Consider the following 16,344-nt stretch of genomic DNA (forward strand, 5'->3'; position numbering starts at 1 on the left):
AAGCCGCGATGCCTGATCGGGCCGGAGAAAACCGTGACGCGTAAACGCAAGCGGCTGTTTGCCGTGCTGGCGCTGGTGGCGGGCCTGGGCGTGGCTGCCGCCCTGGTGCTGACTGCCTTTTCCGACAACCTGGTATTCTTCCACTCGCCCAGCGATGTGGTGGAAAAGCACCTGCCTGCCGACAAGCGGTTCCGCGTTGGCGGCCTAGTGGAGCAGGGCAGCGTGAAACGCGATGGCCTGGTCACCGATTTCGTCGTTACCGACCTGAAGCATTCGGTGGCGATCCGCTATACCGGCATGCTGCCCGACCTGTTCCGCGAGGGCCAGGGCATCGTCGCTGATGGCCGGCTCGACCGCCAGGGCCGCTTCATCGCCTCCGAAGTGCTGGCCAAGCATGACGAGAATTACATGCCGCCGGAAGTGGCTGACGCTTTGAAGAAGTCGGGCCAATGGCAACATGCCGGACCGGGGCAGCATGCCGGCGAGGGTAAGCCGAAATGATCGCCGAGTTGGGTCATTTCGCGCTGATCCTGGCGCTGGCGTTGGCGGTGGCGCAAGGCACCCTGCCGCTGATTGGTGCTGCGCGCGGTATCGCGCCGTGGATTAACTTGGCGCCTTCGGCGGCCATGGGCCAGGCGCTGTTCACCGCCTTTGCCTTTGGTTGCCTCACCTATGCCTATGTCACCTCCGATTTCTCGGTGATGAACGTGGCGCAGAATTCCCACACGCTGAAGCCGATGCTCTACAAGATCAGCGGCGTGTGGGGGAACCATGAAGGCTCGCTGCTGCTGTGGCAGTTGATCCTCGCCGTGTTCGGCGCTGCCGTCGCGATATTCGGCGCGCCTTTGCCCGGCACCCTGCGCGCCCGCGTGCTCAGCATCCAGGGCCTGATCGGTGTCGGCTTCCTGCTGTTCATCCTGCTCACCTCCAATCCCTTCGACCGCCTGTTGCCGGCGCCGCTGGAAGGCAAGGGGCTGAACCCGTTGCTGCAGGATCCCGGCCTCGCCTTCCATCCTCCCTTCCTCTATCTCGGTTATGTCGGTTTCTCGGTCGCCTTCTCCTTTGCCATCGCGGCGCTGATCGAGGGCCGCGTCGATCCGGCCTGGGCGCGCTGGGTGCGGCCCTGGACGCTCGCCGCCTGGATCTTCCTCACCATCGGCATCGCCATGGGCTCCTGGTGGGCCTATTACGAACTCGGCTGGGGCGGCTGGTGGTTCTGGGACCCGGTGGAGAACGCTTCCTTCATGCCCTGGCTGGCTGGCACGGCCTTGCTACATTCCGCCATCGTGGTGGAAAAGCGCGAGGCGTTGAAAAGCTGGACCGTGCTGCTCGCCATCCTCACTTTTTCGCTCAGCCTGCTCGGCACCTTCCTGGTCCGCTCCGGCGTGCTCAATTCGGTGCATGCCTTCGCCACCGATCCGACACGCGGCCTGTTCATCCTGATCTTCCTCGGGATCGTCGTCGGCGGCAGCCTGGCGCTCTATGCCTGGCGCGCGCCGGCATTGTCGAGCGTCGGCATTTTCGCGCCGATCAGCCGCGAGGGCGCCCTGGTGCTCAACAACCTGCTGCTCGCGGTGGCCACTGGTGCGGTTTTGCTAGGCACGCTCTATCCGCTAGCGCTGGATGCCATCGCCAGCCAGAAGGTTTCAGTTGGCCCGGCCTATTTTAACAGCGTGTTCATTCCCTTGATGGCGCCGCTCTGCGCGGCCATCGCGGTCGGCCCGCTGCTGGCCTGGAAGCGTGGCGATCTTGCCGCCGCGCTCGGCCGGCTGGGCTTCGCCGGCGGTGCCGCCATTCTCGGCCTGCTGCTGGCGTTGTGGCTGCGCGGCGATGGCCCCTGGCTCTCGTTGCTCGGCCTGGCGCTTGGTGCCTGGCTTGGCGTCGGCGCCCTTACCGAATGGGCCTCGCGCATCAAGCTGTTCCAGGCATCGCCCTCCGAGAGCCTGAACCGCGCCCGCCATCTGCCGCGCGCCGCCTGGGGCATGACGGTGGCGCATCTTGGCGTCGCGGTGATGATTCTCGGCATCACCGTATCGGAAACCTGGCAGATCGAGAAGCAACTGGTGATGAAGGCCGGCGAGGTCGTCACCGTCGGCCCGGTGCAATACCGCTTCCTCGGCGTGCAGCCGGTGCAGGGGCCAAACTACCTCGCCAACCAGGGCCGTTTTGAATTGCTGCGCGACGGCAAGGTGGTGGACCTGCTACTGCCATCGCAGCGCCGCTACCAGCAGCCGCCGATGGAAACCACCGAGGCCGCGATCCGGCCGTCGCTGTTCGCCGATCTCTATGCCGTGGTCGGCGAGGGCGATGCCCAGCGCGGCCATGCCGTGCGGCTCTACTGGAAGCCGATGGTGTCCTGGATCTGGCTTGGCGCCCTGGTGATGGCCTTCGGCGGCCTGCTGTCGCTTTCCGACCGCCGCCATCGTGTCGGTGTGCCGAAATCGCAGCGCCGCCCACAATCAGTTCCGGCAGCGGCAGAGTAAAACAGCATGATGCGCTATCTGCCCTTCGTCCTGTTCATCATCATCGGCATTGGCCTGGCCATCGGCCTCACGCTCAATCCGCGCGAGATTCCCTCTGCCCTGATCGGCAAACCGGTGCCGGAATTCTCCCTGCCGCCAGTGCAGGGCCGCAGCGATGGCTTGAGCAGTGCCGATCTCAAGACCGGCGAGGCCAGCCTGGTCAACGTGTTCGCCTCCTGGTGCCTGCCTTGCCGTGTCGAGCATCCGTTGCTGCTGCAGCTCAGCCGCCAGGGCGTGCCGGTGCATGGCCTGAACTACAAGGACGAGCCACAGGCGGTGGCGCGCTGGCTCGACGATCTCGGCGACCCGTTCAAGCGCACCGGTGCCGACCGCGATGGCCGTGTCAGCATCGACTGGGGCGTCTATGGCGTGCCGGAGACTTTCGTGGTCAATGGCACCGGCCAGATCATCTGCAAGCATATCGGCCCGCTCAGCGACTTTGATGTGGTGAACAAGATCAAGCCGGCAGTGGAAGCCGCGCGTGCCGGCAAGCCGGTGCCGGCCGAAACCAAATGTTGAAGCGGCCCAAATGCTGAAGCAACTCGGTTTCCTTCTGTTGCTGCTGCTGGCGCTGCCCGCATCGGCGCAGCATCTTGAGCCGACGCTGACCGATCCGGCCGCCGAGGCCCGCGCGCGGCAATTGTCCAAGGATCTGCGCTGCCTGGTCTGCCAGAACCAGTCGATCGAGGAATCCAATGCCCCGCTGGCACGCGACCTGCGCCGCCTGGTGCGCGAGCGCATCCTGGCTGGCGATTCCGATCAGGCGGTGCTGGATTATCTGGTGGCGCGCTATGGCGAATGGGTGTTGCTCACGCCACGCTTCAACCAGCGCACCCTGCTGCTATGGATTGGTCCCGGCCTGCTGCTGCTGGCCGGCGCTGCCGCCGTCTTCGCCCTGCATCGCCGCAACCGCCGTGCCATGGCCGAGGCCAAGCCGGCCACGCCGCTTTCCGCCGATGAGAGCAAGCGCGTCACCGAACTGTTGCAACGCGGGGAACCTTAAGCATGCTGTGGCTTGGCATTGCCCTGCTGCTCGCCGTGGCGCTGGCCTTCCTGCTCTGGCCCTGGCTCAGTCGCCGCCGTGGCGCCACTGCGCGCAAGGCCCATGATCTAGCAGTCTATCGCGCCCAGCTTGATGAGATTGCCCAGGAAGTGGCACGCGGCACCTTGAGCGAGGCGGAAGCCAACAACGCGCGCGTGGAAATCCAGCGCCGCCTGCTGCGTGCCGATGCCGCGCCCGATGAGGCGGCGGTCTCCCGGGCATTCACGCCGGGTGTAATGATCGGCACCGGGCTGTTGCTGGCCTTGCTCCCGGTTGGTGCTGTCGGCCTTTATGCTGCGCTGGGGCGGCCGGATGCGGCGCGGCTGCTGCCGGCGGTGCAGCAGGCCGAGCTTGAGCACCAGCGCGCCGAGCGCCGCGAACTGGATGTGCTGGTGGATCGCCTGCGCCAGCGGCTTGAAGCGGAACCGAACCGCGCCGATGGTTGGCTGCTGCTCGGCCGCACGCTGATGAATATGGGCCGCTATGGCGAGTCCGCCGATGCCTTCAACCGGCTGGTGGCGTTGCAGCCGCAGGATGCCGAGGCGCAGGCCTTCCTCGGCGAGGCCTATGTTTTCGGCAACGATGGCGCTGTGACGCGCGAGGCGCGGGTCGCCTTCGAGCGGGTGCTGCAGATCGAGCCGGGGCATCCTGGCGCGGCCTATTACATGGGCATGGCCAAGCTGCAGGATGGCGACACGCGTGCTGCCTTCGCCGATTGGCTGGCATTGGCACGTTCGGCCGAACCCGATGCGCCCTGGCTGCCGATGCTGCGTGCCCGCCTGGCTGAACTGGCGCCGCGCCTGGGCGCCGACCTGGCGCAACTGTTGCCGCCGCTGGCTGCCGCTCCGGTTCAGCCAGGGCCGGCGCAGCCCGGCCCGACACGCGAGCAGATGGAAGCGGCGCAGGCGATGTCGGCGGAGGACCGTGCGGCGATGATCCGCTCCATGGTGGATCGCCTGGCCGAACGCCTGAAGGATAATCCCGACGATGCCGAGGGCTGGGTGCGGCTTGGTCGCGCCCGCGAAGTGCTGAACGACAAGCCTGCCGCCATCGAAGCCTATACCAAGGCCCTGGCCCTGCTGCCGGCTAACCTGCCGCAGCGGGCGGAAGTGGAAGGCCGCTTGCGGGTCTTAAAACCCTAACAGCTTTTAACCATGGCGCTTAACCCGGATTTAAGAGTCGGCGGCCCTTAATCGGCCCCAGCTTTTCCGGAGTCCGACACCCCATGGCCATCGCGCCCAGCACCAATCTGCTCAATGCTCTGTCGCAGTTGCAAGGCAGCAAGCCGACGGCTTCCGCAGCCCGCCCTGCCGCCAGCGGCCCTGCTGCTACTGGCAATGCCAGTTTTTCCGCACAATTGAGCCAGGTTTCAGCAGCAAGCCCGGTCAGCCGCAGCGGCGAAGCCGGCCCCGCCCGTGCCACTTCCCAGGCCCAGGAGACGCTACCGGGTGCTGAAACCAGCCAGCCCCGGCCGCGCGGTCGCTATCTCGGGCAATACGTCAATATCCTCGTCTAGACCCTCTGGTTGACGCCAAAGGAACCCCCAATTAGGTTGGCCGCAATGCCAATCGAGTATTAGGGGAAACGCCATGTCGTCGCGCCGTACGATTCTCGCCGCCTTGCTCGCGGCGGGCCTTGCTGCTGCCATTCCTGCCGCCGCCCAGGCCCAGTCGAAAGATAAAGCTTCCATCGCTTCGCTCGCCTTCGTCTCCTCGGCGCCGATCTTCATTGCCAAGGAACGCGGCTATTTTGATGCCGAGGGTATCGATCTCGAAATCAAGATTTTCAACGCCGCCCAGGCGATTGCCGTGGCGGTGGCCGGCGGTGATGCCGATTTCGGCATCACCGCCTTCACCGGTGGCTTCTTCAACCTCGCCGGCAAGGGGGCGCTGAAGGTGATTGCGGCGCAGAGCCGCGAGGAGAAGGGCTATAATTTCGTCGCCTATGTCGCCGGCAAGAAGGCTTATGACGACGGCTTCCGTAACCCGAAGGATTTTGCCGGCAAGAGCGTCGCCGTCACCACCATCGGTTCCAGCTTCCACTACAATCTCGGCATGCTGGCCGACAAATACGGCTTCAAGCTCGATAGCGTGCAGATGAAGCCGGTGCAGTCGATCCCCAACATGATGGCGGCGCTTGCCGGCGGCCAGGTGGATGCCACCATCCTGCCGGCCAACAATGCATTGAAGCTGCAGGCCGATGGTGCCGGCACCATCATCGGCTGGGTGGCCGATCACACCCCGTGGCAGCTTGGCGCGCTGTTCACCTCGACCAAGAATGTGGAAGGCAAGCGGCCGCTGGTGGAGCGCTTCGTGCGCGCCTACCAGAAGGGCCTGGCCGATTATGCCGATGCCTTCCTGGCCAAGGATGCCGCCGGCAACCGCGTGTTCGGGCCCAAGGCTGAAGCCGCCTTCCCGATCCTGGAAAAGTGGGTGGAGCCGAAGCCGAGCTACGACGTGGTGAAGGTTTCCGCCAACTTCATGGACCCGCAGGGCCGCCTGCTGGTGAAGAACATCTACGACCAGGTGGCCTGGAATCAGGCCCAGGGCCTGGTCGACAAGACGGTCGATGCCAAGCAGTTCCTCGACTTGAGCTTCGTCAAGGATCATCTCGACCTGCCGAAGTAACAGCAATGCAAGTGGTGTTGCGGCAGGTCGGCCATGCCTATGGCGACCTGCCGGTACTGGATGGCATTTCCTTCGCGGTGGCGCCGGGCGAGACGGTGGCACTGATCGGCCCATCCGGCTGCGGCAAGTCGACGCTGCTCAATCTGGTTGGCGGCCTGCTGGAATTGCAGCAGGGCAGCATCGATCTGGTTGGCACGCCGCCGCCCGGTTGCCTCAATCCGCTCACCTTCGTGTTCCAGGATTTCGCATTGCTGCCCTGGCGCAGCGTTGCCGGCAATGTCGCGCTGGCGTTGGAGCATCACAATCTGAGCAAGGCTGAACGCACCGCCCGCATCGACGAGGTGCTGGCGCTGTGTGGCCTCAGTGATTTCGCCCATGTGCTGCCGAAGCAGCTTTCCGGCGGCATGCGCCAGCGCGTCGGTATCGCGCGCGCCATCGCCGTGAAGCCCGCCGTGCTGCTGATGGACGAGCCGCTTTCCGCGCTGGATGCCCAGACGCGCGAATTGCTGATGGAAGACCTGCTCGCCATCTGGAGCCGCGAGCGTACCACCACGCTCTATGTAACGCATAACCTGGCCGAAGCCGTGCGGCTGGCCGACCGCGTGGTGGTGCTGTCGCGCCGACCCGGCCAGATCAAGGCGGTGGTTGATATTCCGGTGCCGGTGGCCGAGCGCGGTGCCGCCACCCATGCGGCGCAATTGCAGGCGATGCAGGCGGAACTCTGGCAGTTGATCAAGTCCGAAGCCCAGGTGGCAGATCGCGAGATGCAGCATGACGCCGGATAAGACGCACAAATCCGTGCCGTTCCGCGGCGGTGGCTTCGTCCCTGGCGTGAAGCGCTGGGCCCCCTGGCTGGCCTTCGCCGTGATCATCGCACTATGGGAGGTGGCTTCGCTGACGCGCCTGCTGCCGGCCCTGTTCATGCCGGCGCCGCATGAGGTGATCAGCGCGCTACGTGATCTGCTGGCCTCGGGCCGTTTCATGGCCCATATCAGCGCCTCATTGCAGCGCGTATTGATCGGCTGGCTGCTCGGCACTTCCGCCGGCCTGGTGGTCGGCTTCCTGATGGGTGTGTTCACGCTCGCGCGCTCGGTTGGCCTGCCGGTGGTTTCGGCGCTGTTCCCGATCCCGAAGATCGCCCTGCTGCCGCTGCTGATCCTGTGGTTCGGCATCGGCGAGCCGTCGAAATACGCCACGATTGCCTTGGGTGTGTTCTTCCCCACGGTGGTTTCCACCTTCTCGGCGGTGGATAACGTGCCGCGCAACCTGATCCGCATGGCGCAGAGTTTTGGCCTCTCGACGCCAAGCATCATCTTCAAGGTGGTGTTCCCCGGCGCCATGCCGGGCATTCTCGCCGGCTTCCGCATCTCGTCCTCCATCGCCCTGATCCTGCTGGTTTCCGCCGAGATGATCGGCACCCAGGTCGGCATCGGCGCCTTCATCCTGGGTGCCGGCAACCTGATGCAGACGGATCAGCTTGTCGCCGGCGTGGTGCTGCTGTCGCTGCTTGGCCTGACAATTTCCGCTTTGCTTTCGGCGGCGGAAAAATTTCTGCTGCGCTGGCGATGAACGATTATCCGATTCCCGATACCCGCGTTGTGCGCCGGCAGGATGGTGTGGCGAAGCAGTATGCCGGCGATATCGCCATCCTGGGCGCCGGCATCGCGGGTGTCTCGGCGGCGCTGGAAGCGGCGAAGCTGGGCCGCAAGGTGGTGCTGATCGATGCCGGATCGCAGCTTGGCGGGCAATCGACGCAATCGCTGATCGGTACCTTCTGCGGCCTTTATTCCAATGGCCCGTCGCCCTACCGCGTCGTCTATGGCATGGCCGATGCCATGCTGCGCGATCTGACGGCGGCGGATGCGGTGGCGCCGCGCCGGGGCCGCAACACCATTATCCTGATGTACCAGGAACAGGCGCTGGCGCGCTGGATCGAGCGCAGCCTGGTCGAAGCCGGCGTGACGTTGCTGCTTGGTGCCACCTTGCTGGAAGCGCGCCGCGATGGCGGGCGCATCACCGCGCTCAGGCTGGCAACGCGCTTCGGCCTTATCGACGTGGCGGCGCAGGGCTTTGTCGATGCGTCCGGCGATGCGGCCTTGGCCTATGCCGCTGGTTTCGATTGCCGCGAGCCGGCCACGCCGATCATGGGCACGCTGATGTTCAGTATCGAGGAATTCGACGAGGCGGCGGCCTTGAAGCTCGACCGCTGGGCGATGCAGAAGCGCCTCGCCGAAACCGCTGCGCAGTATGGCCTGGTGCGCAAGGATGGTTTCGTTTTTGCCTTTCCCGGCAAGGGCCAGGCCCTGGTCAACATGACCCATGTGGCAACCCCGCTGGATGCGGCCGGCCATGCCCTGGCGCAGATCGAGGGTCGCGCCCAGGCCGACCGCGTGCTGGATTTCCTGCGCGGCGAATATGCCGAGGTTTTCGGCCACGCCCGGGTGCGCAGCTATGGCCTGCTGGGTGTGCGCCAGACGCGCTGGATCGTCGCCCGCCACAGCCTTGATGTGGCCTCCGTGCGGGCCGGGACCCGTACTGCCGATGCCATCCTGCGCTGTTCCTGGCCGATCGAGCTGCATGACCGGCCCGATGATGTGCATTGGGAGGAATTCGGCGACGACCATCTGCATTACCTGCCGTTCGGCACCATGGTGCCGGCGCAGGCCGACAATCTGGTTGCCGCCGGCCGCTGCATCGATGGCGATCCGGCGGCGCTCGCTTCGGTGCGGGTGATGGGGCCATGCATCGCCATGGGCGCGGCTGCCGCTCAGGCACTCGATCTGGCTGGTGCCGGCTCGGTGCGGCAGGTGGATATCGCTGCCTTGCAGGCACGCCTGGCCGATAACCTGGAACGCCGCGATCCCGCCTGATAGGCTGTGGTCATGAAACTGCTGTTCGTGGTCAATGCCGATCCGGCACAACTGGCCGGCGGCGCGATAGCGTTGGCCAGCGTGCGTTACCGTGCCGCCATGCCGGCAGCGGGTTTGCGCGCGCTCGGCTGGGATGTGGATGTGATCAGCCTGGATCAAGTGCTCGATCCGGCTTTCCAGTTCACGGGCGACGCCATCGTGCTGGCCCAGCCCAAGGAAGACCGCCTGCTGCGCGGCGATCTGCTGCCTGGCCTTGGCAGCTTCATTCAGCGCCACCGTGCCGCCGGTGTCAGGCTGCTGATCGATGTGTCTGATCTCAAGGTCGGCGAGCCCTATCTGGCGCATATCGGGCGAGGCCTGCGTAATCCGGCAGCCATTGCGCTGTGCCGCCAATTCTATCCGGCCCTGCTCCGTGCCGCCGATCTGCTGGTGGTGCCAACCGCCGTGCTGGGAGAGCATATCCAGCTTCATGCGGGCAGCCATATCCGCTTTGCCGCAGTAGGCGACACGGTGGAGGTGGCGGCAGCGCCGGTACGTTTCGCGCCCGTTCCGGCAGGGCCATTGCGCCTGCTGTGGTTCGGTTTCTTCGGTGTGCATGCCGCCGCATTGGCGCGCTTTTGCCTCACGGATATGCCGCGCCTGGCTGCCCTCAGGCCATTGCATCTCACCATGCTGTGCGAGGCGCCGGCCGCGGCGCAGATTCCGCGCCTGCATGAATTGGCCAAGGGCAGCGGCGAGATTGCCTTTCAGCCCTGGTCGGTGCCGGCGCTGGAAGCGGCACTTGCGGCTTGCGATGCGGCGGTATTTCCCATCGACCAGGAATCCGAAGTCTCCGTCGGCAAGAGCAACAACCGCGCCCTGCAGGCCTTGCAGGCCGGTCGCGCCATTTTTGCCCATCCCATCGCCAGCTATCGTGAATTGCAGGAATACGGCGTCATCGCCGATGATCTGGTGCCCGGGATCGCTGCCGCGCTGGCCGATCCGGCGGCCTGTGTCGCGCGCACGACAGCCGGCCAGGCCTATGTGGCGGCGCAATACAGCCCCGCCGCCATCGCGCAGCGCTGGGCCGATGTGATCAGGTTGTAGAGATCAATCCAGCAGCTTGAACAAGGCGGCGAAGGCGGCATCGTCGTCAGGCGCCGCCAGTTGCGGCGGTGCCGGGCAGTTGCCTTCGTCGGCCCAGCAAGCCCAGCCGAAATCCAGGATCACCGGCCCTTCCGCCGTCAGCATCACATTCTGCGGCCGCAGGTCGCGGTGGCGGATGCCAGCCGCCTTAAGTGCAGCTTGTGCCTGCTGCAGGCCAGCGCGCACCCTGTCCTTGTTCTCGATGTCACCATCGGCGGCGGCTTCGGCCAATGTCTTGCCTTCCAGCAGCGGCAGCGCCAGCACATAGGTCTTTTCATCCATGCCGAAGGCGACCGGCTTCAGGAAGCAGGGCACATCCAGGCTGTAGAGGAATTCATGCTCGCGGTAGAGCAGGCTGCGCGCGATATCGTGCTTGCCCTGCACCAGCTTGATCGCCAGCTTCTGCGTGCCGCCCATCAGCACGGCATAGATGCGGCTGATGAACTGGTCGTTTTCCTTGGCGTAGAACGGCTTGCTGCCGGCAGCCATGCGCGCCACCTGGGCCAGGCCTTCCGGCGCCATGGCCCAGAGATCGGGAGCCGCCACGGCGCGGTTCTGCGAGCGGAACAGCAGCCGCTTCTGCGCCATCGGCGAACCGGGCGCCGGGATCGCGCCCAGGCAATCCACATGACTATGGATGCCGGTATTCTTCACCATGGCATGCACGGCGGCCGCATCGGGAATCTGCGGCAGCTTCATCTTGCCTTCCTGGCCCATGGAAGTTTCAAAGAAAAGTACATCGCAGTGGCGCTGCACTTCCTCGAGCAGTTTCACGGCCGCTTCGAAGCCATCGAAATGCACCACCCACTGGAAGGTGGAAAGGAACAGGATGACATCGAAATGGCCAAGATCGCGGATCAGCTCCGGCGAGGCGGCGGCATTGATGAAGGTGATGCCTGTTTGCTTCAGCTCGTTCACGTCCTGCCCGATCTCGCAGGTCAGCGTGTCCTTCTCGATGCCGGTGCAGGTATAGCCCAGGCGCTGGAAGCGGAAGCAGTTATAGCCGCTGTGGCAGCCGATATCGAGCAGGCGGCCGGTCTTGAACGGACGCGGCAAGGTCGTCTGCATCAGCGCGAAGCGCTCCTCCACGGCATCGCGCTGATAGGGGATATCAGCGAATTCCTCGAAGGGCAGGGGATTGTACAGGTGTCCCGGCCGGCTGGCATTGCCGGGCTGATAAACCTGACCCATGCGGGCAATCTTTGCCCGAATCGACTCGACCGTGACCATGACTGACCCTTCCGAAAGCGGCGTCTGCCGGGTCAGATTAGCCCGAAAAGGTTAATTTTCGGCCATGTCCGTTTCGGCTTCGGCGGTATCCAGGGCGGCGGCGCCCGCCGGGCCGTTTACCGAGGCCAGCAACCGCAGCAGGTCGATCAGTTCGGCCCGCCTGGCAGGCGGTACCGGCTGCATTGCCCGGGTCTGCGCCCGCAGCACCGCCGGCAGGGCCGCCCGCAGCATGGCCTCGCCCGCCTCGGTTACCGCCAGCGCATTGGTGCGGCGGTCCGTGGCGGTGCGGCTGCGCTCCAGCAATTCGCGCTTGAGCAGACGAGCCACCATCTCGGCGACTGTCGAGCGATCGATGCCGGTCAGCCGCACCAGATCGACCTGGCTCAGGCCGCGATTCTGGTAGACGGTCAAAAGCAGCGCGAATTGTGGTGGTGTTGGGCCGCTATCGCCCACTTCCTCGGTATAGAAATCCACCGCGATCTGATGGCAGCGACGTAACAGATGCCCTGGAGCGTCGAGCAGCACGAAGCTGCCCAGCGGATCCTCCGGCATAGTCGATTTAGCCATGCCCCACTCCCCCCATTTTTTTCGGGTGGTTTGACACCACCTCATGCTTTGCGAAAATCAGCCTACGCCGGACCAAGGCGATTTGCCAACCGGGGTATGCAGAATATAAACTTCTCGTGATGGCGATCCAACGACCCAGCGATTTCAGCTTCACGCATCAGGTGCCGGACGGTGACGACAAGCCGCGTCTGGTCTGTGGCAATTGCGGCTGGATTCACTACGTCAATCCCAAGATCGTGGTCGGTGCGGTATGCAGCTTCGGCGACCGTATCCTGCTCTGCCGCCGCGCCATCGAGCCGCGCCATGGCTTCTGGACCTTGCCTGCCGGCTTCATGGAAGAGCGCGAGACCACGGAAGCCGGGGCTGCCCGCGAGGCAATGGAGGAAGCCGGGGTCACTATCCGGATCGATGCGTTACTGGCTGTGTACAACATACCGCGTATCAGCCAGGTGCAGATGATGTATCGTGCCACGCTGCCGGGGCCGGAACTCGATCCTGGTCCTGAATCGCTCGAAGCGAAGCTGTTCCTGTGGGATGAAATTCCATGGAACGAGCTGGCCTTCCCGAGCGTGCTGTGGGCCTTGCGCCATTGGCGCGAAGTGCGCGGCAAGCAGGATTTTGCTGCTTTTGGCAATCCGCCCGATGCAGTGGGTGTTTAGTTAGCTTTTCTGCTCCAGCCCGGCCAGCGCGCGGGCAAAGGCATCGGCGGAGAAAGGCTGCAGGTCGGCGGCGGTTTCGCCTACACCGACGAAATGCACCGGCAGACCGAACTTGTCGGCAATCGCCACCAGCACGCCGCCGCGCGCTGTGCCATCCAGCTTGGTCACCACCAGGCCGGTGACATTGCAGATCTCCTTGAAGGTCGCCACCTGGTTCACGGCGTTCTGGCCAGTGGTGGCATCCAGCACCAGCAGCACATGATGCGGCGCTTCGGGCGTCTGCTTCTTGATCACGCGCACGATCTTGGCCAGTTCCTGCATAAGGTCGGCCTTGTTATGCAGGCGGCCGGCGGTATCGATCAGCAGCAGGTCGGCGCCTTCTTCGCGGGCTTTGCTCAGGGCCTCGAAAGCAAGGCCGGCGGCATCGGCGCCGGTTTCGCCTTTTACGATAGTGGCGCCGGTGCGCTGGCTCCAGATGCTGAGCTGTTCAACGGCGGCGGCGCGGAAGGTGTCGCCGGCGGCCATCACCACTTTCCTGCCGGCTTCGCGGCTGCGTTGTGCGATCTTGCCGATGGTGGTGGTCTTGCCGACCCCGTTGACGCCAACCACCAGCACCACCTGCGGCTTCGGCCCGTCAAGGTCGAGCGGCTTTTCCACCGGCTTCAGGATCGGGGCCAGGCTTTCCGCCAGGGCGGTACGGATTTCCTCCGAAGTCACTTCCTTGTCGAAGCGGGTGCGGGCAATGTCCTGCACGATGCGGGCAGCGGTCGTGACGCCGAGATCGGCGCCGATCAGGGTTTCCTCGAGTTCATCCAGCGCCTCCTGGTCCAGCTTGCGCTTGGTGAACAGGCCGGTGATCTGATCGCCGAGCGCGCTGGCGGAACGCGACAGGCCCTGCTTGAGGCGACCGAACCAGCCGAGCTTGGGCGCGGATTCCGGTTGCTCGCTCATGTCTGCTCACTCATCAGGCGGCCTCCAGCCAGAGTTTGCCGTCGCGCGCGGCGCCGATCCGGCGCTGCAGAATGGTGCCTTTCGGCGGCCCCGGCGGCAACACCACCGGTGCATAGGTTTCGTCGCGGCCCAGGCCATCCTGTTCTACCAGGATGCTGGCCTCGCGACCGATTCGGCTGTGCAGGAAACGCTGCTGCGCGGCCGCACCGCGCCGGCGCAATTCCGCCGCGCGTGCCTTGCGGGTGCCAAGCGGCACCTCCGGCATGCGTGCCGCCGGTGTGCCCTGGCGCGGCGAATACGGAAACACATGCACAAAGGCCAGCGGCATCTCGTCGATCAGCGCCGCCGAGCGCTCGAAGGCCGCGTCGTCCTCGGTCGGGAAACCGGCAATCAGGTCGGCACCCAGCGCAATGCCGGGGCGCAACCGCTGCAGCGTCTCCGCCATGCGCAATGCCTGCGCGCGGCTATGGCGGCGTTTCATGCGCTTGAGGATCAGGTCGTCGCCGGCCTGCAGGCTGAGATGCGCATGCGGCATCACGCGTTCTTCCTCGGCATAGAGCCGAAGCAGGTCTGTGTCGATCTCGGCGGGATCGAGCGAGGAGAAACGCAGCCGCTGGATTTCCGGCACCAAGGCCAGCAGGCGCCGTGCGGCCTGGCCCAGGCTGGGGCGGCCCGGCAGGTCATGGCCATAGCTGGTAATGTCGACGCCGGTGAGCACGAATTCGCGATAGCCGCGCTGTGCCAGCGCGCGGGCCTGTTCGGCCACGGCGCCGAGCGGCAGCGACCGGCTGGGGCCACGGCCATAAGGAATGATGCAGAAGGTGCAGCGATGGTCGCAGCCCTGCTGGATTTCCAGATAGGCACGTGGCCGGCCGGGAAATTCACTCACACTCGCCCATGCTTGCTCAGGCGCAATCGCCGGCGGCGTGGCCGCCAGGATGTCACCGACCATGACGCGGGCCTTGCCAAGTTGTTGCCAGGCAGTCGTATCAAGCTTCTCGCGGTTGCCGAGCACATGGTCGACTTCCGTCATCGCAGCGAAGCGTTCCGGCGCCACCTGTGCGGCGCAGCCGGTGACGACGATGCGCGCCTCCGGCTGTTCGCGGCGCAACCGGCGGATGGCCTGGCGTGCCTGCTTCTCGGCTTCCGCCGTGACGGCGCAGGTATTCACCACCACCACGTTATCAAGGGAGAGTTCGCCGAGCCTGGCGCGCACGGCCTCGCCTTCATAGGCGTTGAGCCGGCAGCCAAAGCTCAACACATCGACAGCCATTGCGGTTCAGGCCGCCGCCGGTTCGTCGAGCCAGAAGGCCGGAGGAATGGTGCCACGGAAGGATTCGGTGGCAGGGCCGGTCATGTAGATGTGGTTGTCGGCTGCCCAGTGGATGTTCAGCACGCCGCCATCCAGCAGCACGTCGGCGCGACGCGCCGAAAGGCCGCGACGGGCCGCCGCCACCAGGGTGGCGCAGGCGCCGGTGCCGCAGGCCTTGGTGATGCCGACACCGCGTTCCCACACCCGCATGCGGATACGGTCCGGGGCCAGGATTTGCGCGAACTCGACATTGATGCGCTGCGGGAACAGCGGGTCATGCTCGATCCGCGGCCCGATCTCGGTCAGCGGCACGGCTTCCACATCACTCGGGAAAAACACCACATGCGGGTTGCCGACATTCACCGCACCGGGCGCGGAAAAGCCGGCATGGGTATAGTCCAGGGTCGCGGTATCCATGGCGCGGCTCAACGGAATCTGCTGCCAGTCGAAGCGCGGCTCGCCCATATCGACGGTGACCAGGCCTTCGACGCTCGCCGCATCGGCGCGCTTGGCATTCAGCCAGCCGCCGAGCGTGTCGATGCTGACACTTTCCTTGCCGGTCTCATGCATCAGCAGGCTGGCGACGCAGCGCGCCGCGTTGCCGCAGCTTTCCACTTCGCCGCCATCGGCATTGTGGATGCGCATGAAGGCATCGGCCTTGCCGGAGCGCTCGATGGTGATCATCTGGTCGAAGCCGACGCCACGGCGACGGTCGGCCAGCCGGGCGATGGCGGCCTGTTCCAGCGGCAACGCATGGGCGCGCGCATCCAGGACAACGAAATCGTTGCCGAGGCCGTGCATCTTCACGAAGGGCAGGGGCGTGGTCGGGCGCATGAGCGGGTTATAGGGCGCCGGGGGCTTTTAGTCCAGCCAGGGCTGTCATCCAGGGTGGCGCGGCAGGGGGCCGTTCAGGCCTGGGAATCCCTGGTTTTTGCCTTTTCCACGGCGGCTTTCAGGGAGGCGCGGAGCTGTGCTTCCAGGGCACCGCCGGAACCGCTGATCTTGTGCGCCACCACTACATAGAGTGTATCGATATGAATGGAGACGATTTCCTGCTGCAGGTCGTCGAGGTCGCCATCGAAGGTCTTGAGGAAGTCATGCAGCGACTTGGCGAATTCGGTGAGCAGGGGATAGCCGAACACGCCGCCCATGCCCTTGATCTGGAAAGCCTGCTCGCGCACATCCTCGACCAGCGCGCGGCGATCCTCCGGCGAGGCAGTGCCGGCAGCGCTGAGGCGCTCGCGCAATTCCTTGATCTGCTCGGCGGTCTCGTCCAGGAAGGCATTGGCGGACGCCTGTACCAGGGCATCCATTTTCTGGCGCAGCGCATCATCAAGCTTGAGCTCAAGGCCCTTCTTGTAATTCACCGCCTTGCGCTTGAGTTCGCCGCGGTTCGGGATGTGGACCGGGCGTGCCGGCCTTGAATCCGCCGACACTTG

General features: G+C 65.2%; 18 protein-coding genes. 12 read left to right on the forward strand and 6 right to left on the reverse strand.

Translation table 11 applies throughout. The features are described 5' to 3' along the window. Positions 1 to 33: 33 nt before the first annotated feature. The 11 genes from ccmE (at position 34) to V6B08_RS08305 (ending at position 10,147) form a co-directional block, all read left to right on the forward strand. On the forward strand, positions 34 to 501 hold the full coding sequence (ccmE, locus tag V6B08_RS08255; RefSeq protein ID WP_341979537.1) for a cytochrome c maturation protein CcmE: 468 nt from the start codon (positions 34 to 36) through the stop codon (positions 499 to 501). Continuing rightward, a complete protein-coding gene (locus V6B08_RS08260) occupies positions 498 to 2,483 on the forward strand; it encodes a heme lyase CcmF/NrfE family subunit (protein ID WP_341979539.1) in 1,986 nt (661 codons plus the stop codon). The genes ccmE and V6B08_RS08260 overlap by 4 nt, the downstream gene beginning before the upstream one ends. Positions 2,484 to 2,489: 6 nt before the next feature. Next, a complete protein-coding gene (locus V6B08_RS08265; RefSeq protein ID WP_341979541.1) occupies positions 2,490 to 3,041 on the forward strand; it encodes a DsbE family thiol:disulfide interchange protein in 552 nt (183 codons plus the stop codon). Between the two features lie 10 nt (positions 3,042 to 3,051). Further along, positions 3,052 to 3,525, forward strand: coding sequence for a cytochrome c-type biogenesis protein (locus V6B08_RS08270; protein WP_341979543.1), 474 nt, complete (start codon positions 3,052 to 3,054; stop codon positions 3,523 to 3,525). A 2-nt stretch (positions 3,526 to 3,527) separates the two neighbouring features. After that, positions 3,528 to 4,706, forward strand: a complete 1,179-nt coding sequence (gene ccmI / locus V6B08_RS08275; RefSeq protein ID WP_341979545.1) for a c-type cytochrome biogenesis protein CcmI — start codon at positions 3,528 to 3,530, stop codon at positions 4,704 to 4,706. Between the two features lie 83 nt (positions 4,707 to 4,789). Continuing rightward, a complete protein-coding gene (locus V6B08_RS08280) occupies positions 4,790 to 5,080 on the forward strand; it encodes a hypothetical protein (protein WP_341979547.1) in 291 nt (96 codons plus the stop codon). 73 nt (positions 5,081 to 5,153) lie between these two features. After that, a complete protein-coding gene (locus tag V6B08_RS08285) occupies positions 5,154 to 6,191 on the forward strand; it encodes an ABC transporter substrate-binding protein (protein ID WP_341979549.1) in 1,038 nt (345 codons plus the stop codon). Between the two features lie 5 nt (positions 6,192 to 6,196). After that, entirely contained in the window at positions 6,197 to 6,976 is a 780-nt protein-coding gene (locus tag V6B08_RS08290; protein ID WP_341979551.1) for an ABC transporter ATP-binding protein, read from the forward strand. Beyond that, the gene (locus V6B08_RS08295; protein WP_341979553.1) at positions 6,963 to 7,760 is read left to right on the forward strand and encodes an ABC transporter permease; all 798 of its coding nucleotides are present in this window, start codon (positions 6,963 to 6,965) and stop codon (positions 7,758 to 7,760) included. Before V6B08_RS08290 ends, V6B08_RS08295 begins: the two co-directional genes overlap by 14 nt. Further along, positions 7,757 to 9,061 carry an FAD-dependent oxidoreductase gene (locus V6B08_RS08300; protein ID WP_341979555.1) on the forward strand — a complete coding sequence of 435 codons (1,305 nt, stop codon included), beginning with the start codon at positions 7,757 to 7,759 and terminating at the stop codon, positions 9,059 to 9,061. Before V6B08_RS08295 ends, V6B08_RS08300 begins: the two co-directional genes overlap by 4 nt. A 12-nt stretch (positions 9,062 to 9,073) precedes the next feature. Beyond that, a complete protein-coding gene (locus tag V6B08_RS08305) occupies positions 9,074 to 10,147 on the forward strand; it encodes a hypothetical protein (RefSeq protein ID WP_341979558.1) in 1,074 nt (357 codons plus the stop codon). A 3-nt stretch (positions 10,148 to 10,150) separates the two neighbouring features. Here V6B08_RS08305 and V6B08_RS08310 read toward each other — a convergent pair whose 3' ends face one another. Together V6B08_RS08310 and V6B08_RS08315 are read right to left on the reverse strand one after the other, a co-directional pair. Continuing rightward, entirely contained in the window at positions 10,151 to 11,377 is a 1,227-nt protein-coding gene (locus V6B08_RS08310) for a protein kinase domain-containing protein (RefSeq protein ID WP_341979560.1), read from the reverse strand. A gap of 90 nt (positions 11,378 to 11,467) precedes the next feature. After that, the gene (locus V6B08_RS08315) at positions 11,468 to 11,983 is read right to left on the reverse strand and encodes a MarR family winged helix-turn-helix transcriptional regulator (protein WP_341979562.1); all 516 of its coding nucleotides are present in this window, start codon (positions 11,981 to 11,983) and stop codon (positions 11,468 to 11,470) included. Between the two features lie 119 nt (positions 11,984 to 12,102). On the opposite strand from V6B08_RS08315, the gene V6B08_RS08320 reads away from it, so the two are divergent. After that, positions 12,103 to 12,642, forward strand: a complete 540-nt coding sequence (locus V6B08_RS08320) for an NUDIX hydrolase (RefSeq protein ID WP_341979565.1) — start codon at positions 12,103 to 12,105, stop codon at positions 12,640 to 12,642. Here the strand turns inward: V6B08_RS08320 and ftsY are convergent, their stop codons facing one another. The 4 genes from ftsY to V6B08_RS08340 form a co-directional block, all read right to left on the reverse strand. Continuing rightward, complete coding sequence (gene ftsY, locus V6B08_RS08325) at positions 12,643 to 13,593, reverse strand: signal recognition particle-docking protein FtsY (RefSeq protein WP_341979567.1); 951 nt, start codon at positions 13,591 to 13,593, stop codon at positions 12,643 to 12,645. Positions 13,594 to 13,606: 13 nt separating this feature from the next. Further along, on the reverse strand, positions 13,607 to 14,866 hold the full coding sequence (gene mtaB, locus V6B08_RS08330; protein WP_341979568.1) for a tRNA (N(6)-L-threonylcarbamoyladenosine(37)-C(2))-methylthiotransferase MtaB: 1,260 nt from the start codon (positions 14,864 to 14,866) through the stop codon (positions 13,607 to 13,609). A gap of 6 nt (positions 14,867 to 14,872) precedes the next feature. After that, positions 14,873 to 15,739 (reverse strand): diaminopimelate epimerase, encoded by an 867-nt coding sequence (gene dapF, locus V6B08_RS08335; protein WP_341979570.1) that lies wholly within the window; start codon positions 15,737 to 15,739, stop codon positions 14,873 to 14,875. A 74-nt stretch (positions 15,740 to 15,813) separates the two neighbouring features. Further along, positions 15,814 to 16,341, reverse strand: a complete 528-nt coding sequence (locus V6B08_RS08340; protein ID WP_341979572.1) for an Hpt domain-containing protein — start codon at positions 16,339 to 16,341, stop codon at positions 15,814 to 15,816. Positions 16,342 to 16,344: the final 3 nt, after the last annotated feature.

It is taken from the genome of Ferrovibrio sp. MS7, from assembly GCF_038404985.1.
In the GTDB taxonomy this organism is placed as follows: Bacteria; Pseudomonadota; Alphaproteobacteria; order Ferrovibrionales; family Ferrovibrionaceae; genus Ferrovibrio; species Ferrovibrio plantarum.

What these genes read in the sequence shown, in the direction of transcription:
- V6B08_RS08260 (WP_341979539.1), top strand. Translation starts at nt 498, where the DNA reads ATGATCGCCGAGTTGGGTCATTTCGCGCTGATCCTGGCGCTGGCGTTG.
- V6B08_RS08265 (WP_341979541.1), top strand. Translation starts at nt 2,490, where the DNA reads ATGATGCGCTATCTGCCCTTCGTCCTGTTCATCATCATCGGCATTGGC.
- V6B08_RS08270 (WP_341979543.1), top strand. Translation starts at nt 3,052, where the DNA reads ATGCTGAAGCAACTCGGTTTCCTTCTGTTGCTGCTGCTGGCGCTGCCC.
- ccmI (WP_341979545.1), top strand. Translation starts at nt 3,528, where the DNA reads ATGCTGTGGCTTGGCATTGCCCTGCTGCTCGCCGTGGCGCTGGCCTTC.
- V6B08_RS08280 (WP_341979547.1), top strand. Translation starts at nt 4,790, where the DNA reads ATGGCCATCGCGCCCAGCACCAATCTGCTCAATGCTCTGTCGCAGTTG.
- V6B08_RS08285 (WP_341979549.1), top strand. Translation starts at nt 5,154, where the DNA reads ATGTCGTCGCGCCGTACGATTCTCGCCGCCTTGCTCGCGGCGGGCCTT.
- V6B08_RS08290 (WP_341979551.1), top strand. Translation starts at nt 6,197, where the DNA reads ATGCAAGTGGTGTTGCGGCAGGTCGGCCATGCCTATGGCGACCTGCCG.
- V6B08_RS08295 (WP_341979553.1), top strand. Translation starts at nt 6,963, where the DNA reads ATGACGCCGGATAAGACGCACAAATCCGTGCCGTTCCGCGGCGGTGGC.
- V6B08_RS08300 (WP_341979555.1), top strand. Translation starts at nt 7,757, where the DNA reads ATGAACGATTATCCGATTCCCGATACCCGCGTTGTGCGCCGGCAGGAT.
- V6B08_RS08305 (WP_341979558.1), top strand. Translation starts at nt 9,074, where the DNA reads ATGAAACTGCTGTTCGTGGTCAATGCCGATCCGGCACAACTGGCCGGC.
- V6B08_RS08310 (WP_341979560.1), bottom strand. Translation starts at nt 11,377, where the DNA reads ATGGGTCAGGTTTATCAGCCCGGCAATGCCAGCCGGCCGGGACACCTG.
- V6B08_RS08315 (WP_341979562.1), bottom strand. Translation starts at nt 11,983, where the DNA reads ATGGCTAAATCGACTATGCCGGAGGATCCGCTGGGCAGCTTCGTGCTG.
- V6B08_RS08320 (WP_341979565.1), top strand. Translation starts at nt 12,103, where the DNA reads ATGGCGATCCAACGACCCAGCGATTTCAGCTTCACGCATCAGGTGCCG.
- ftsY (WP_341979567.1), bottom strand. Translation starts at nt 13,593, where the DNA reads ATGAGCGAGCAACCGGAATCCGCGCCCAAGCTCGGCTGGTTCGGTCGC.
- mtaB (WP_341979568.1), bottom strand. Translation starts at nt 14,866, where the DNA reads ATGGCTGTCGATGTGTTGAGCTTTGGCTGCCGGCTCAACGCCTATGAA.
- dapF (WP_341979570.1), bottom strand. Translation starts at nt 15,739, where the DNA reads ATGCGCCCGACCACGCCCCTGCCCTTCGTGAAGATGCACGGCCTCGGC.